The organism is Pseudomonas sp. YuFO20, from assembly GCF_035064975.1.
GTDB classification, from domain to species: Bacteria; Pseudomonadota; Gammaproteobacteria; order Pseudomonadales; family Pseudomonadaceae; genus Aquipseudomonas; species Aquipseudomonas putida_AE.
Map to the genome: position 1 here is coordinate 117,260 of NZ_JAXDEO010000004.1, position 15,537 is coordinate 132,796.

The following is a 15,537-nucleotide window of genomic DNA, read 5'->3' on the forward strand; positions in this document are numbered from 1 at the left end:
GATCGGGTACAGCCCCTAGAGATGGGGCGGCAATAAAATCCAGCGGTCACCAGCCAAAACGCCGGGATCGGCTAATCTGCTGGAGATAACAAAAAAGACAGGTGATTGCAGTGAGGCAGACCACCGAAGCATTCCGCGCCCGTTACCGTTGCGACATTCATCCCCGTTATAACCCCTGGCTGCATGGCACCTTCGTACTGGTGTTCGGCCTGGTGGCGATCGGCGTTTTCTGGAGCACCGTGCACCAGGTAACGCTCCTCGAATGGCTGTCGGTACCGGTGGCCTTGCTGTTCTTCAATCTCGTCGTGTACCTGGTGCATCGGCACCTGGGCCATCACAAAAAAAGCTTCGCGCGGATGTTCTATGCCCGCCACGCCGGCGACCACCACAGCTTTTTCGCCCCCGGCCACATGACCTACGAGAGTGCTCGCGACTGGCGGGTGATCCTGTTCCCGGCCTGGCTGATCGTGCTGCACACACTGCTGGTCACCCTGCCCCTGTGGTGGCTGCTCAAGCCCCTGGATGCGAACGTTGCCGGACTGGTTGGCGGCTGCCTGGTCCTGGGGTACCTGACCTATGAAGTGTTCCATGCCTGTGAGCACTTGCCGTCGCACAACCGGATCACGCGCCTGCCCTGGATCCGCCAGATGCGGCGCCTGCATGAACTGCATCACCGCCGCGAAATGATGCAGCAGCGCAATTTCAACATCGTTTTTCCGTTGATGGATTACCTGTTCGGCACCCTCTATTGGGAGCCGGAACCGGAACCGGACTTCCAGCACCTGAAGAGAACGCCCATGATCCGCATGCAACATAAAGTCGATATCGCCGGTGATCCCATTACCGTGCTGGCCTATGCCAGCACCGTGATCCACTGGCCGGATTGGCATCCCTCTTCCCTCAGGATCGATGGCCAGAACGGGCCCTTGCATGCCGGCGCGCGGTTCGAGGAGGACATCCGCGCCGGTGGGCGTGACGGACACTTGAGCTGGGTGGTCGATGAGTATCTGCCTGGACGCCGCTGGATTGCCCGGGCCCATGGCGATAATGGTCTGTCATTGTTGCTGACCTACGAATGCGCGGCCGAGGGCGATGGCACGCGCTTTGTTCGCACGCTGGAATACCGGTTCAGTGGATTGGCGATGCGCATGGCCAACCAGTTGCTGCTCAAGCGACGGATCGAACGGGAATCGGCGGCGTCGATGCTGGCACTTCGCGAAACCGCAGAAAGATACCTGGCGTCGACAGGAGTGCGTGCGTGAGCCGAACGATCAGGTTTCATCATTGGCTGTTGCTGCTGATCGTTGCCCTCGTCGCCTTCCTGCTGTTGATGCCGACCAAGGTCAAGCCCGTCGCCTGGACCCCGCAACCGGCGCCGTCCCTCAGCAGCGGCCCGTACGCGGACAACCAGCGCCTCAAGGGCGTGGAGCGCGTCGGCGCCGCAGACATCGACGGCCCCGAAGCGCTGCTCATGGAAAACAACGCGCTGATCACCGGCTTGCATGATGGCAGGGTCATTCGCACCAGCCTGGACGGCCAGGACACCAAGGTCTTGGCCAATACCGGCGGCCGCCCCCTGGGTTTGGCCCGCCACCCCAATGGCTTGCTGGTGATCGCCGACGCCGTGAAGGGCTTGTTGTCGCTGGACGCCCAGGGTCGCCTGGTGGCCTTGACCACCGACGCCAATGGGGTGCCGTTTGGTTTCACCGACGACGTGGCCATCGACAAGCCCGGGCACTACGCCTACTTCAGCGACGCCTCCAGCCGGTTCGGCTACGGCAAGGACGGCCAGGCCATCATCGAACATGGCGGCGACGGGCGCTTGCTGCGCTATGACTTCCAGACCGGCAAGACCTCGGTGCTGCTGGACAAGCTGGAGTTTGCCAATGGCGTCACCCTGGGGCCGGACGATGCCTATGTGCTGGTCAACGAAACTGGTGCCTATCGCATCACTCGCTACTGGCTGAGCGGGCCGAACGCCGGCAATCATGACCTGTTCATCGACAACCTGCCGGGGTTTCCCGACAACCTGGCCTTCAATGGTCGCGACCGCTTCTGGGTGGCGCTGTATGCGCCGCGCAACGCCCTGCTCGACAAAACGGCGGCGCACCCTTTCGTGCGCAAGATGATCGCCCGAGCGATGACCCTCCTGCCCAGGCCGGTGGAAAAAAGCGCCTTTGTGCTGGGGCTGGACCTTGAGGGCAAGGTGATCGCCAACCTGCAGGACGGCAGCAGCGACAGCTACTCGCCGATCACCACCGTGCGCGAGTATGGGGAGTGGTTGTATCTGGGCTCGTTGAAAGCGAAAAACATGGCGCGATTGCCACTGAGCACGGCGTTGCAGAATTAACGCAGATCCAAATGTGGGAGCGGGCTTGCTCGCGAAGAGGCCATTACATTCAACTTCTATGCTGAATGGGACACCGCTTTCGCGAGCAAGCCCGCTCCCACAAGGGGATCTGTGGTTTCTGGGTTATCGCGGATCGGCCTCGTCATCGCGCACCGCATTATCGGTTTCTTCCCGCACCCGCTCCCGATCGATGTCAGTGCCGTCGTCCTGATCCATGGGAATGGCACCTTCATTGTTCGGCAGTTCATCAATGCCCGGCTCGTCCTCCGGATTGACCGCAGTACGGCCGGGGCTCAAGGGTTCGGGATGGGTCGGAATGGGGTCGTAGCCCCCTTGTTCTTCGCTGGGAAATTTTGGGTCGGACATGAGGCACCTCGCATGAAGCCGCGTCATCGGGCTCTAGACATTCGAGGTGCCGGTCAATATCGCCGTTCCAATTATTCAGCCACCGATTGTCGGTGGCTCACGGCAACTGGAGTTGCTTGACGATCTTGTCCTTGACCTCCAGGCGCTTCGCCTTGAGCTTTGTCACCGTGTCATCACTGGATTTGGCTTGCTCTGCCTTCACCACTTCGGCGTCCGCCTGGGAGTATTTGTTGATCAGTGAATCCAGTAACGGATCCTTGGTGCGTTTCTGCTGGATATCTTCCTTTGTGCAACTCAAATCCTGATAAAGGTCATGGGGCACCGGCATGGAACACCTCCGTTTGTTAATCGGTAGCAAACGCGATTGATTGCGTTCGCCAACTATCAGAATGGCCTTGGTTGGCCCGTTCTGTCGACCACCTGTCAGACCAGCGGTGTCCGTTCGTCGTCCTGTCGCAAATGCGATAAAACCTTTGCCCTACCCGCGACCTCCACAGCATAACGATCAACTCGATCGCCCATGAACTACCGTGTGGAGAAGAACCAATGGACGGATTTAACCTGCGCCACCTCACTCTGGCCATCGCCCTGAGCACCACCATGGGCGCGGCATTCGCGGCAACCGATAACGATTTTGTCGACAAGGCAGCCGAAGGCGGCATCGCCGAGATCGAGACCAGCCGCCTGGCCCTGGAAAAAAGCCAGTCAGCCGATATCAAGGCGTTCGCCAACATGATGATCACCGATCATTCCAAGGCCAACGATGAACTGGCGACCATCGCGAAAAAGAATGACATCGAAGTGCCGGACACCACGACACTGGTGAAACAGGCCAAGGAAAAGCTCCTCGACATGCGTGACGAGTCCTTCGATTCGGCCTACGCCAACAACCAGGTCAAGGCACACGAAAACACCATCGAACTGTTCAAGAAACAAGCCAATACCGTGACCGACGACAAGACCAAAGGCGCCACGGAGCTCAAGGGCTTTGCGCAAAAAATGTTGCCGGGGCTGGAAAAACATCTGGAAATGGCGAAGAAGCTTCAAGCCGCGCATCCGGACAAGTAATCCGCTCATCAAACAAAAAGACCGCATGAATCCATGCGGTCTTTTTGTTTGGGGCCGAGCCTAACCGCCGTCGGTATCGATATCGGCATCCGTGTCATCGCCAGGCTTGGGGCGATCAGGATCAGGTTTGAAGCCCGGGCTGAACTCGTTGTCGTTATCGCTGTGCACATTTTTCTGATCGACCGCCTTGTCGGCACTTTCCGGCTCGGGGGTCTTGGCGTTTTCGTCTAGTTCATTTTCATCTTTCATAAGTACCTCGTGCGTCGCGTTCGAAACCGTCGGGTCATAACCGTTCGAACTCCACCACGCGACCAACGTTCCCTTCGTCTTTGTCCTACAGTCCTTGTGTATCGGATGAAAATACCTGTCGAACGCAACAACTATTTCATCCGCCAAATGTCATTGCATTGCGCCGGTCATTTTTTGCGGAATCGGCCGCACACATTCAAGGAGACAAGTCCCATGGCGGCACTGCAAACCAGCACGCTCGATGCGATGAAGAACAACCAGGCACAACTGCTGACCGAATGGAAAAATGGCCTGGAGTCCAGCGGCGCCACGCGCAATCTCAAAGAGCAGGACCTGCAGCAGCAGGCCTCGGAATTCCTGCAGTTGGTCATCTCGGGCCTGCAAAATGGCAACGGCCAGAACATTGCCACGCCCGGCTGGGATGAAATTCGCCAGTTCCTCGACAAGCTCTCCCAGAGCCGTGCCCAACTCGGCCAGGATTCTCACCAGACCGCCAGCTTCATCTTCTCGCTCAAGGGTCCGCTGTTTGCCCTCCTGCAGAACCATTACCAGGACAGCCCGGCGCTGTTGGCCGAGCAACTGTGGGAAATCTCCGAATTGCTCGACGCCCTGGGCATGCACACCATCCGCACCTTCCAGAAATCCCGCGAGGCGGTGATCAAGCGCCAGCAGGAAGAACTGCTGGAGCTGTCGACCCCGGTGGTCAAGCTGTGGGACGGCGTCCTCGCCCTGCCTATGATCGGCACGCTGGACTCGCAACGCACCCAGGTGGTGATGGAATCACTGCTGCAGCGGATCGTCGACACCGGCTCGGAGATCGCCATCATCGACATCACCGGTGTACCGACCGTCGATACCCTGGTGGCCCAGCACCTGCTCAAGACCGTCACCGCCATCCGCCTGATGGGGGCCGACTGCATCATCAGCGGCGTTCGCCCGCAGATCGCCCAGACCATCGTGCACCTGGGCCTGGACCTGCAAGGCGTGGTGACCAAGGCCAACCTGGCCGATGCCCTGAAACTGGCCCTGACCCGGCTGGGACTGACCGTCAGCAAGGCGCATTGAGATGGAGCGCATTCCGATTCTGCAAATGGGCGACTTCCTGCTGGTGACCATCCAGGTGGACATGCATGACCAGTTGGCCCTGACCCTGCAAGACGACCTGTCCGAGCGCATCAGCCGGACCTCCGCCCGCGGCGTGCTGATCGATATCTCCGCCCTGGACATGGTGGATTCGTTCATCGGCCGGATGATCGGGACCATTTCCGGGCTGTCGAGCATCATGGACGCCCAGACCGTGCTGGTCGGCATGCAGCCCGCGGTGGCCATCACCCTGGTGGAGCTTGGCCTCACCCTGCCCGGTGTGAGTACCGCGCTGAACGTCGAGCGCGGGATGAAACTGCTTCAGGCACGAGTACGCGAACAATGACTGTGCGCAGCAGCGGCACTCATCCGATTCACATCGAGCAGGACGTGGTCCTGGCCCGACAACTGGCGCGCAAACTCGCCCAGGAATGCGGCATGCGCCTTATCGACCTGACCAAAATGGTCACCGCAGTCAGCGAGTTGGCGCGCAATACCATGGTGTACGGCGGTGGCGGCGACATGGACTGGCAGATCCTCGATGAAGACCCGCGCGTGGGCCTGCGCCTGGTCTTCCGTGACGAAGGCCCGGGCATCCCCGACATCAAGCTGGCCATGACCGATGGCTGGACCTCCGGTTCCGGGCTGGGCCTGGGCCTGACCGGCGCCAAGCGCCTGGTCAATGAATTCGAACTCGACACTGCGCCAGGAAAGGGTACTCGCGTGACGATTACCCGATGGACATGAACTTCGGTGGAACGATGACCCAAGTGCTGGTCATCGAGGACAACAGCCAGATCGGACATGCACGGCGCACCGCGCAAAAACTCGCAGAGCTTCATGGCTTCGACACCACGGACGCGGGACGGGTAGCGCTGGTCGCCACCGAACTTGCCAGCAATATTCTCAAGCACGCCACCCGCGGCGAATTGCACCTGAGGGTCTTGCCCCGGGTTAGCGGTGCCGGCATCGAGATGCTCGCCATCGACCGCGCCCAGGGCTTTGACCTGCAGGCCTGCCTGGCCGACGGGTTTTCCACCGGCGGCACCCAGGGCATCGGCCTGGGCGCCGTGTCGCGCCAGACCGAGGTGTTCGATGTGTATGCCGATTCACGGGGTGCCGTGCTGCTCACGCGCTTGTACCCACGCTCGGACAAGGCCCGGGACCTGCGCATCGGTGTCAGCCAGCATTCGTTGCGCGACGATCCCGCCTGCGGCGATACCTGGCACCTGGCGTTCGACGGACCACGCATCAGCGCCCTGGTGATCGATGGCCTGGGCCATGGCGAAGAAGCCGAACTCGCCGCTCGCGCTGGCGAAAAAGCCTACGCGCTGCAGCCCTTCGCCTCACCGTTGCTGGCGCTGGAAGACATTCATCAGGCCATGACCGGTACCCGTGGCGGTGCGCTGGCGATTGCCCAGTTCGACGCTGGCCGCGATGCGTTGCAGTTCGTCGGCATCGGCAACATCGGCGCCTGCCTGGTCGCACCGGACAAGTCCCGCGGCCTGGCCTCTCACCCCGGCATCGTCGGCGGGCAATATCGAAAGGCGCAACCCTTTGACTATGCTCAAGTGAGCGGACAATTGCTGATCATGTACAGCGACGGCCTGCAGTCGCGCTGGAACCTGGCGGACTACCCCGGCCTGGGGCACCGCCATCCGGCCGTGATTGCCGCCATCCTGCACCGCGATTTCTGCCGTGGACGAGACGATGTCACGGTACTGGTCATTGCCCTGGAGGCAGCCCATGGCTGAAATGCCCATGAGTCAAATCGACGAAAAAGCCGCCATGATCGCGCGCTTGCAAGGTGAAGCCAACGCCCTGCGCGCCGAGCTGGATGAAACCAACCAGGGCGTTTTGGCGCTGTATGCCGAACTCGACAACCAGGCCGAACAGCTGCGCCAGGCTTCGGACCTGAAAAGCCGCTTCCTGTCCTACATGAGCCATGAATTTCGCACGCCCCTGGGTTCGATCCTGAGCATCGCCAGCCTGCTGAGCGATGAACTCGACGGCCCCCTCAGTGACGAGCAGCACAAGCAGGTGGCCTTCGTCAGCAATGCCGCGCGGGAGCTGAGCGACATGGTCGACGACCTGCTGGACCTGGCGAAGATCGAAGCCGGGCGCATCACCATTTCCCCGGCCTGGTTCGACATGTTCGACCTGTTCGCCGCCCTGCGGGGCATGTTCAGGCCAATTGTCGATACCAGCGCCGTGGACCTGATCTTCGAGGAGCCCGTGGGCCTGCCCCGGTTGTACACCGACGACAAGAAGCTCGCGCAGATCCTGCGCAACTTCATTGCCAACTCGTTGAAGTTCACCACCCGCGGCGAAGTGCGGGTCTCGGCGCGACTGGAAAACGATGACTACGTGCGTTTCGCCGTCAGCGACAGCGGAATTGGTATCGCTCCAGAGCTACATGGCACATTGTTTGAAGACTTCTCCCAGGTCGACTCTCCGCTGCAAAAACGCCTGCGTGGAACCGGGCTCGGGCTGTCGCTGTGCAAACGCTTCGCGCTGCTGCTGGGGGGCGAAGTCGGGGTCCAGAGCACACCGGGCGTGGGCTCGACCTTTTTCGTGATCATCCCGCTGGCCATCGCCATGGAGCCTGCCGATGAAACGTGACCTGCGCTTGCTGATCGTCGACGACAACGTCGCCACGCGCTATGCCTTGCGCCGGCGCCTGGAACGCCACGGCTATGAGGTGCTGGAGTCCGGCACCGGCAGCGAAGGCCTGGAGTTGATCGCCAGCGTGGCGATCGACGCCTTGATCCTCGACGTCAACCTGCCGGACATGAGTGGCTTCGACATCGTTCGTAAACTGCGCTCGGAGCCTGCTACCGCCCTGCTCCCGGTAATTCATGTGTCCGCAGCGTCGATCCAGACCGGCGACATCATCACTGGCCTCGACGCCGGCGCCGACGCCTACCTGATCCACCCGGTGGACCCGGATGTGTTGCTGGCGACCCTGCGCACCTTGCTGCGGGTGCGCGAAACCGAGAATGCCCTGCGGGAAAGCGAGGCGCGCTTTCGCGAGATTTTCGTCAATGTGTCGGCCCCCATCGCCGTGCTGGATGCCCAGCTCAAGGTCCACGAATGCAACCATGCGTTCGCCCAACTGATCCAGGACAACCTCGACCCCGATACCCTACGCCAGTGTTTCGCCGACGACCAGTGCGCGGTCATCGAGGAACTGCGTCTGCGCCTGGCCTATGGCGAACGCTGGAAAGGCACCTTGAGCATGAGCGTGCAGGGGGAGATTCGCGAAACCGAGTGGCAGATTTCACCCTACCGCACGCCAGAATTGAGCCTGGTGTTCGTCGAAGACGTCACCGAACACCGGCACCGCGAACGCTCGCACCTGGCACGACTGGACGACGCCACGACCCAACTGGCCAACGAAGTCGCCGAACGCGCGCGCACCGAAGCCCAGCTGTTGCAGGTGCAGAAAATGGACGCCCTGGGCAAGCTGACCGGCGGCATTGCCCACGACTTCAACAACCTGCTCACCGGCATCATCACCAGCCTGGAACTGATCCAGAAGCGCGTTGCCGAGTCACGCACCGACAAGGTCGCGTTCTATGCCGAAGCGGCGCTGAACTCGGCCATGAGTGCCGCCTCCCTGACCCATCGCCTGCTCGCGTTCGCCCGTCAGCAACCCCTCGATACCCGGCCCGTGGACATCAACGAGCACATCCGCTCCCTCGAGGAACTGCTGGTGCGCACCATCGGCGAACGCATTGCCCTCAAGCTTGAACTGACGAGCAAACCCGCCATCGCCCTGGTCGATCCGATTCAACTGGAAAGCGCTGTGCTCAACCTGGTGATCAACGCCCGGGATGCCCTGCCCCAGGGCGGCAATATCTGGGTCAACACCTATGCCGCCTATTCCCACGGCGACCCCAACCTGGCCGATGGTGCCTATGTCGCGCTGTCGGTGCGCGACGACGGTACCGGTATCGAACACCATGTGATCGACAAGGTGTTCGACCCGTTTTTCACCACCAAGCCCCTGGGCCAGGGCACCGGGCTCGGCTTGTCGACCATCTACGGTTTCGCCCGCCAGTCAGGCGGCGATGCGCACATTCGCAGCGTGGCGCGACGCGGGACCGAAGTCACCATCATGTTGCCGGCCAGCGCCGACCCTACCGCCGCCGCCGTCGAAGCGGCGACGCAGCCTGCCGAGGGTGGCGGTGAACATGTGCTGATTGTCGAGGACACGCCGTCGGTGCGCATGTTCGTCGCCGAAGTGCTGGTGGATGCCGGCTATCGTTGCACCCAGGCGGCCGACATCGAGGGCGCCCTCGAACGCCTGCAGAACGACGAATCCATCGACCTGTTGCTGACCGATGTCGGCCTGCCGCGCATGAGCGGCCGGGAACTGGCCGACATCGCTCGGGGCTGGCGCGAGCACCTGCCGATCCTGTTCATGACCGGCTATGCCGAAACCGCGATCAACCGCCAGGTGTTTCTCGGCGACGGCATGGAGATACTGATCAAGCCGTTCCAGATCAATGAGCTGCTGGACAAGGTACGGCGCACCATCAACGGCGCCTGATTAAAAGATCGCAGCCTGCGGCAGCTCCTACAGGGGTACGCGTTTCCCTGTAGGAGCTGCCGCAGGCTGCGATCTTTTGATCTTTCAATGCCCAAGAACCCTGGCGAGAAATGGCGCTGTTCGGCTCTTTTTGCTGCTCGCGACTTTCCGCGGCTCCCCCGCCACCACAACCTTGCCCCCCTGATCCCCCGCCCCCGGGCCGATATCGATCACCCAATCACACTGCCCGACCACGCGCATTTCATGTTCGACGACGATCACCGTGTGCCCAGCCGTCACCAGGTTGTTCAACTGCTCGAGCAGACGATCGACGTCGCGCGGGTGCAGGCCCGTTGTCGGTTCATCGAGCACGTAGAGCGTCGCCCCGCGCTGGTTGCGTTGCAGCTCGGTGGCCAGCTTGATGCGCTGGGCTTCACCCCCGGACAGCTCGGTCGCCGGTTGGCCGAGGCGCAGGTAGCCCAGGCCGATATCGCGCAGCACCTCCAGGGACCGGCGCACCGCCGCTTGTTCTGCGAACACGTCCACGGCCTGGTCCACGGTCAGTTGCAGCACCTGGGCAATGGTCAGGTCCTGCCAGGTGATCGCCAGCGTCTCGGGGTTGTAGCGCGCGCCGTGGCAGGTCGGGCATGGCGCGTAGACGCTGGGCATGAACAGCAATTCGACGCTGACAAAACCTTCGCCTTCACAGGTCGGGCAGCGGCCCTTGGCGACATTGAAGGAAAACTGCCCGGCGTCGTAACCCGCCGCCTGCGCCTCGGGCGTGGCGGCGTAGAGCTTGCGCACATTGTCGAACAGCCCGGTGTAGGTCGCGAGGTTGGAGCGCGGCGTACGACCAATGGGCTTCTGATCGACCTGCACCAAACGCTTGATCGACGCCAGCCCCGCCGCGACCTGCCCGCCACTGACGGTCGGCGCTTCATCTTCAAGGCTCAGTTCCTGCGGCTCGCTCTCAGTGCCCGGGCGCCCCAGATGCGCACCGACCAGCTCCAGCAACGCCTGGCTGACCAGGCTGGATTTCCCCGAGCCCGACACCCCGGTCACCGCCGTGAAACAGCCCAACGGAAACTCGACGCTGAGGTTGTCCAGATTGTTGCGCGTGACGCCTTCAAGACGCAGCCAGTCGCTGGCCTTACGCGGACGACGGGATTGGTTGGCGTGTTCGGCGAACAGGTAGGCGCGGGTCTGCGAATCCTTCACTGCTGCCAGCCCCGCCGGCGCACCGCTGTACAGCACCCGGCCGCCATGCTCGCCCGCCGCCGGGCCGACATCGATCAACCAGTCGGCGCGGCGCATGGTTTCCAGGTCGTGCTCGACCACGAACAGGGTATTGCCCGCCGCTTTCAAGCGTTGCAGGGCTTCGAACAGTGCTTCACCGTCGGCCGGGTGCAAGCCGGCCGAGGGCTCATCCAGCACGTAGATCACGCCGAACAACTGCGAGCCCAGCTGGGTCGCCAGGCGCAGGCGTTGCAATTCGCCAGACGACAGCGTCGGCGTACTGCGCTCCAGGGCCAGGTAACCCAGGCCCAGGTCGGTCAGGGTGCTGACCCGCTCCAGAAGATCCTGGGCAATGCGTTGCGCGGCGAGGCGTTTTTCCACTGAGAGATTCGGCGTGTGGCGTACATCCGGGGCGTTGGCATGGCCACTGGCACCGTGGGCCACGCGCTGTTCACGGGCCTCGCGGGTTTGCTGGTGAGTTAATACCTCTCCCGCCTCATCGCCCTCTTCGAGGTAATGCCGGGCCGCCACTGGCTTGAGTACTTCTGCCACTTGCAGCAAGGGCATTTGGGACAGTTCGCCGATGTCGTAGCCGGCGAAAGTCACCGACAGGGCTTCGTGCTTGAGGCGCTTGCCGTCGCACAATGGGCAAGGGCTACCGAGCATGAAGCGCGAGACGCGCTTCTTCATCAACGCACTTTGCGAATGGGTGAAGGTGTGCAGGATGTAGCGCCTGGCGCCGGTGAAGGTGCCCTGGTAACTCGGTTCCATCTTGCGCTTGAGGGCGACCCGGGTTTCCTTCGGGGTGAGCCCGGCGTACACCGGCACCGTCGGGGTTTCTTCGGTGAAGAGAATCCAGTCACGCTGCTTCTTCGGCAGGTCGCGCCAGGGCACATCGACGTCATAGCCCAGGGTCACCAGGATGTCCCGCAGGTTCTGGCCCTGCCAGGCCATGGGCCAGGAGGCCACGGCGCGCTGGCGGATGGTCAGGCTCGGGTCCGGCACCATCAGTGCTTCGGTGACCTCATACACCCTGCCCAGGCCGTGGCATTGCGGGCACGCGCCCTGGGGCGTGTTCGGAGAAAAGTCTTCGGCGTAGAGCATCGGCTGCCCCGGCGGGTAACTGCCGGCACGGGAATACAGCATGCGGATCAGGCTCGACAAGGTCGTGACGCTGCCCACCGAAGAGCGCGTGCTCGGCGTGCCCCGTTGTTGCTGCAAGGCCACCGCGGGCGGCAAGCCCTCGATGGAATCGACATCCGGCACGCCCACCTGATCGATCAGGCGACGCGCATAAGGCGCCACGGATTCGAAATAGCGGCGCTGGGCTTCGGCGTACAGGGTCGAAAACGCCAGGGACGACTTGCCCGAGCCGGACACCCCGGTGAACACCACCAGGGCATCGCGGGGAATGTCGACATCGACGTTCTTGAGGTTGTGCTCCCGGGCGCCACGCACCCTGACCATGCCGGAGGGAGGGTTGGAGGTGCGTTTGTCAGTCATGGCCCAGCCTGAATTCAAGAAAGTCACGAAACACCTGTAGGAGCTGCCGCAGGCTGCGATCTTTTGATCTTGTTTTGAAAAATCAAAGTCAAGAGATCGCAGCCTGCGGCAGCTCCTACAGGACATGTTCAGCCGTTGAGAACAGTACGAATCATCTGCGTCAACGCTTGCGGCCCATAGGGCTTGCTCAGTAAATGGGTATCCGGGCTGAGCTGGTGGTTGCGCGAGATGATGTCACGGGTGTGGCCGGAGGTGAACAACACCGCCACCGGGGGTTCCTGTACCTTGGCCCATGCCGCCAGGTCCGAGCTTTTTATCAGGCCGGGCATGACCACGTCGGTGAAGATCAGGTCCACCGCCGCGCCCTCCAGCAACATCTGCATGGCAACGTCGGCATTGGCGGCGGTGAGCACCTGATAGCCTTCTTCGCGCAACAACTCCACGGTGGAAACGCGCACCGCCTCATTGTCCTCGACCACCAGGATCCGCTCGTTGGCGCCCTGTTGCGGCACTTCGGCACGGGGCGTTTCACTGTCCATCGAACGCAGGCTGCGCGGGAAATACATCTGCACCCGGGTGCCCTGCCCCTCAACGCTGGACATCTCGATGTGCCCGCCACTCTGCTTGACGAAACCGAACACCATGCTCAACCCAAGCCCCGTGCCCTGGCCGTCGGGCTTGGTGGTAAAAAACGGTTCGAACGCCTGGGCCAGCACCTGCGGCGGCATACCCGCACCGCTGTCAGCCACGGACACCCGCACATAGTCGCCGGCGGCAATGCCCTTGCCGGCGCAAAATCCCTGGTCAAGGCCGATGTTGTCGGCGCTGAGGTCGATGGTCCCCTCACCCTTCATGGCGTCACGGGCATTGATCGCCAGGTTGAGGATGGCGTTTTCCAGTTGATTGCGATCGACGAAGACCTGCCAGGAATCCGGTGGCGCGCTCATATGGACGTGGATGGTTTCCCCCAGCGCACGCTGCAACAGTTCGCCCAGTTCGTCGAAGATCTGCTGCGGCGTACAAATGGCCGGGGACAACGGCTGGCGACGGGCAAACGCGAGCAATTGCGCAGACAATTTTGCCCCGCGCTCGACGGCGGCAATCGACGCCGCCACCCGGCGCTGCACATTGGCGTTCTGCGGCTCATGCCGGGCCAGCAGGTGCAGGTTGCCGGCGATCACTTGCAGCAGATTATTGAAGTCATGGGCCACGCCCCCCGTCAGGCCGCCAATGGCCTCGAGTTTCTGTGACTGGCGCAATTGCTCTTCCGCCGCGAGACGTGCCTCGACTTCGTCGGCGACCCGCTGCTCCAGGTTGCGGGTGAACCTGAGCAAGGATTCTTCGGCGCTCTTGCGTTCATGGATGTCGATCAACACCCCGGGAAACCGAAACGGTTCGCCCTGCTCGTTGAATTCGCAGCAGCCACTGGCGAGTACCCAACGGTAGCTGCCGTCGGTACGCAGCACCCGGTACTCGGCATTGAAGGGCTCGCCGGTTGCCACCGATTGCCGCACCTGTTCCTGCAGCCAGTTCAGGTCGTCGGGGTGAATCCGTGCTTCGGCGATGTCCGCAGGCAGGTCGGCCAGATTGTGCTCGACCGGGTAGGAAAAGGTCCGGGCGAAACGCTCGTCGCCGCTCAGCACATTGGCCTTGACGTCCCAGACGAACGAACCGAGCAAGGCGCCCGCATTCAATGCCAGGCGCACCCGCTCGTTATCGGCGCGATAAGCATCTTCGGCCACCTGCCGAAGGCGTTCGGAAATCACATGCTCCGTGGTCTCGACGACCATCGCCATGACCCCGGCCGGTTTGCCGTCATCGTCAGCCACCGGGCTGTAATAGAGGTCCATCCAGACGTCTTCGGGCACGCCGTCGCGCAGCAGCACCAGCTCTTTGCCACGGTAGGACAAGGTGCCGCCGGCCAGGCAGGTATCGACCACATGCCGATTGAATTCGGCCACTTCCGGCCAGCCCAGTTCCACCGGCGCCCCCAACAGATAGGGATGGCGCCCGCCGGCAAATTTCGAATAGGCGTCGTTGTAGATCATGTAGCCGGGCCGCCCCCACAACATCACCATCGGCAACGGCGAGGCCAGCATCAACTGCACCGAACTGCTCAGGCTTCTCGGCCAGGCATCGAGGCTGCCCAGCTCGGTCCGGCTCCAGTCGAACGCACGAATACGCTCGGCCATTTCGCCGTCCCAGCCGGCACACCCGTGGCTATCTTCTAGAAACTGCATCGACTGGCTCTGCGTCCCGGTTATTGCACCCGTTTGATTCGAGCATCGCGGATGGCAATGGTTTCATAGAGGTATAGCTGATTCGAGAAATTGACGCAGCCCCCCTGTAGGAGCTGCCGAAGGCTGCGATCTTTTGACTTTGATTTTCTCAAAGCAAGATCAAAAGATCGCAGCCTTCGGCAGCTCCTACAAGGTGTGCGGGGAGCATTAGACCTCGATCAGGTGCTTGAGCGGGTGATAGCCAGTTTTCAAAGTCGCCGCCACATCCAGAATCGCCTTCTCGATCCCATTCAGATGGATGCAGGTCAGCTCGATCGCCGCGCTCTGGTTGCCCGCCTCGATGTACTCGATCAACCGCAGGTGTTCGTCGTCGCGGCAGGCTTCGTGGCTGTCGTCGTCCAGCGCGGCGGCGTACAGCGAGGCTCGGGAGATCAGCTTCTGGAACCAGTCGAGTAAGACCGGGTTGTTCAGGCTGCGGGCCAGCTTGATGTGGAACTCGCCGAGCAGGTGGATCAAGCGTTCGTGGTCACCGTTGCGATGCGCCTCGTCCTCCAGCAGCAAGTGATCGCGCAGATCCCGGGTCACCGCCGTATCGCGCCGGCGACACAGTTCGCTGACGATGCCGATCTCGACCAGGCGCCGGGTTTCGAACAATGAACGGATCTCTTCGTCGCTCGGCAGTGACACCGACGCACCTTTATTGGGCTCGATGGTGACCAGTCCATCGGCCTCCAATTGCTTGAGCGCGGCACGCACCGACGTGCGGCTGACATTGAAAAGTTCGGCCAACGAAGCCTCGCCCAGCTTCATGCCGGGCCGCAGCGAGCGTTTGCTGATCGCCTCGTAAACCCCTTGGTAGACGCGGTCGACCGTGGTTTCCAGTTTCTTTTCCGCCATTCGATGACTCC

General features: G+C 62.0%; 15 protein-coding genes. 9 read left to right on the top strand and 6 right to left on the bottom strand.

From position 1 onward, the window contains the following. Positions 1 to 110 precede the first annotated feature (110 nt). A complete protein-coding gene (locus SOP85_RS03700; protein WP_323626102.1) occupies positions 111 to 1,262 on the top strand; it encodes a sterol desaturase/SRPBCC family protein in 1,152 nt (383 codons plus the stop codon). Next, entirely contained in the window at positions 1,259 to 2,350 is a 1,092-nt protein-coding gene (locus tag SOP85_RS03705; RefSeq protein WP_323626103.1) for an SMP-30/gluconolactonase/LRE family protein, read from the top strand. Before SOP85_RS03700 ends, SOP85_RS03705 begins: the two co-directional genes overlap by 4 nt. A gap of 123 nt (positions 2,351 to 2,473) precedes the next feature. Here SOP85_RS03705 and SOP85_RS03710 read toward each other — a convergent pair whose 3' ends face one another. Together SOP85_RS03710 and SOP85_RS03715 are read right to left on the bottom strand one after the other, a co-directional pair. Further along, positions 2,474 to 2,716 (bottom strand): hypothetical protein, encoded by a 243-nt coding sequence (locus SOP85_RS03710; RefSeq protein ID WP_323606387.1) that lies wholly within the window; start codon positions 2,714 to 2,716, stop codon positions 2,474 to 2,476. Between the two features lie 97 nt (positions 2,717 to 2,813). Beyond that, a complete protein-coding gene (locus tag SOP85_RS03715) occupies positions 2,814 to 3,044 on the bottom strand; it encodes a DUF465 domain-containing protein (RefSeq protein ID WP_274075923.1) in 231 nt (76 codons plus the stop codon). 218 nt (positions 3,045 to 3,262) lie between these two features. Here SOP85_RS03715 and SOP85_RS03720 point away from each other — a divergent pair, with 218 nt between their 5' ends. After that, complete coding sequence (locus tag SOP85_RS03720) at positions 3,263 to 3,784, top strand: DUF4142 domain-containing protein (protein ID WP_274075922.1); 522 nt, start codon at positions 3,263 to 3,265, stop codon at positions 3,782 to 3,784. A 60-nt stretch (positions 3,785 to 3,844) separates the two neighbouring features. Here SOP85_RS03720 and SOP85_RS03725 read toward each other — a convergent pair whose 3' ends face one another. Further along, entirely contained in the window at positions 3,845 to 4,033 is a 189-nt protein-coding gene (locus SOP85_RS03725; protein WP_274075921.1) for a hypothetical protein, read from the bottom strand. Positions 4,034 to 4,246: 213 nt separating this feature from the next. Between SOP85_RS03725 and SOP85_RS03730 the strand changes: the two genes are divergently transcribed. The 6 genes from SOP85_RS03730 to SOP85_RS03755 are packed head-to-tail and all read left to right on the top strand — an operon-like array spanning position 4,247 to position 9,671. After that, positions 4,247 to 5,098: an STAS domain-containing protein gene (locus SOP85_RS03730; RefSeq protein WP_274075920.1), complete on the top strand. Its 852-nt coding sequence runs from the start codon at positions 4,247 to 4,249 to the stop codon at positions 5,096 to 5,098. A 1-nt stretch (position 5,099) separates the two neighbouring features. Next, positions 5,100 to 5,462, top strand: a complete 363-nt coding sequence (locus SOP85_RS03735) for an STAS domain-containing protein (protein ID WP_274075919.1) — start codon at positions 5,100 to 5,102, stop codon at positions 5,460 to 5,462. Continuing rightward, the gene (locus SOP85_RS03740; protein WP_323606389.1) at positions 5,459 to 5,863 is read left to right on the top strand and encodes an anti-sigma regulatory factor; all 405 of its coding nucleotides are present in this window, start codon (positions 5,459 to 5,461) and stop codon (positions 5,861 to 5,863) included. The genes SOP85_RS03735 and SOP85_RS03740 overlap by 4 nt, the downstream gene beginning before the upstream one ends. After that, positions 5,860 to 6,870: an ATP-binding protein gene (locus SOP85_RS03745; protein ID WP_323626147.1), complete on the top strand. Its 1,011-nt coding sequence runs from the start codon at positions 5,860 to 5,862 to the stop codon at positions 6,868 to 6,870. The genes SOP85_RS03740 and SOP85_RS03745 overlap by 4 nt, the downstream gene beginning before the upstream one ends. Next, positions 6,863 to 7,738 carry a sensor histidine kinase gene (locus tag SOP85_RS03750; RefSeq protein ID WP_323626104.1) on the top strand — a complete coding sequence of 292 codons (876 nt, stop codon included), beginning with the start codon at positions 6,863 to 6,865 and terminating at the stop codon, positions 7,736 to 7,738. The genes SOP85_RS03745 and SOP85_RS03750 overlap by 8 nt, the downstream gene beginning before the upstream one ends. Then, entirely contained in the window at positions 7,728 to 9,671 is a 1,944-nt protein-coding gene (locus SOP85_RS03755; RefSeq protein ID WP_323626105.1) for a response regulator, read from the top strand. The genes SOP85_RS03750 and SOP85_RS03755 overlap by 11 nt, the downstream gene beginning before the upstream one ends. An 84-nt stretch (positions 9,672 to 9,755) precedes the next feature. Here the strand turns inward: SOP85_RS03755 and SOP85_RS03760 are convergent, their stop codons facing one another. The 3 genes from SOP85_RS03760 to SOP85_RS03770 all read right to left on the bottom strand — a co-directional run bounded on the left by SOP85_RS03760 (position 9,756) and on the right by SOP85_RS03770 (position 15,526). Next, positions 9,756 to 12,389 (bottom strand): excinuclease ABC subunit UvrA, encoded by a 2,634-nt coding sequence (locus SOP85_RS03760; protein ID WP_323626106.1) that lies wholly within the window; start codon positions 12,387 to 12,389, stop codon positions 9,756 to 9,758. A gap of 128 nt (positions 12,390 to 12,517) precedes the next feature. Further along, the gene (locus SOP85_RS03765) at positions 12,518 to 14,629 is read right to left on the bottom strand and encodes a hybrid sensor histidine kinase/response regulator (RefSeq protein ID WP_323626107.1); all 2,112 of its coding nucleotides are present in this window, start codon (positions 14,627 to 14,629) and stop codon (positions 12,518 to 12,520) included. Positions 14,630 to 14,836: 207 nt separating this feature from the next. Next, positions 14,837 to 15,526, bottom strand: coding sequence for a GntR family transcriptional regulator (locus tag SOP85_RS03770; RefSeq protein ID WP_323626108.1), 690 nt, complete (start codon positions 15,524 to 15,526; stop codon positions 14,837 to 14,839). Positions 15,527 to 15,537: the final 11 nt, after the last annotated feature.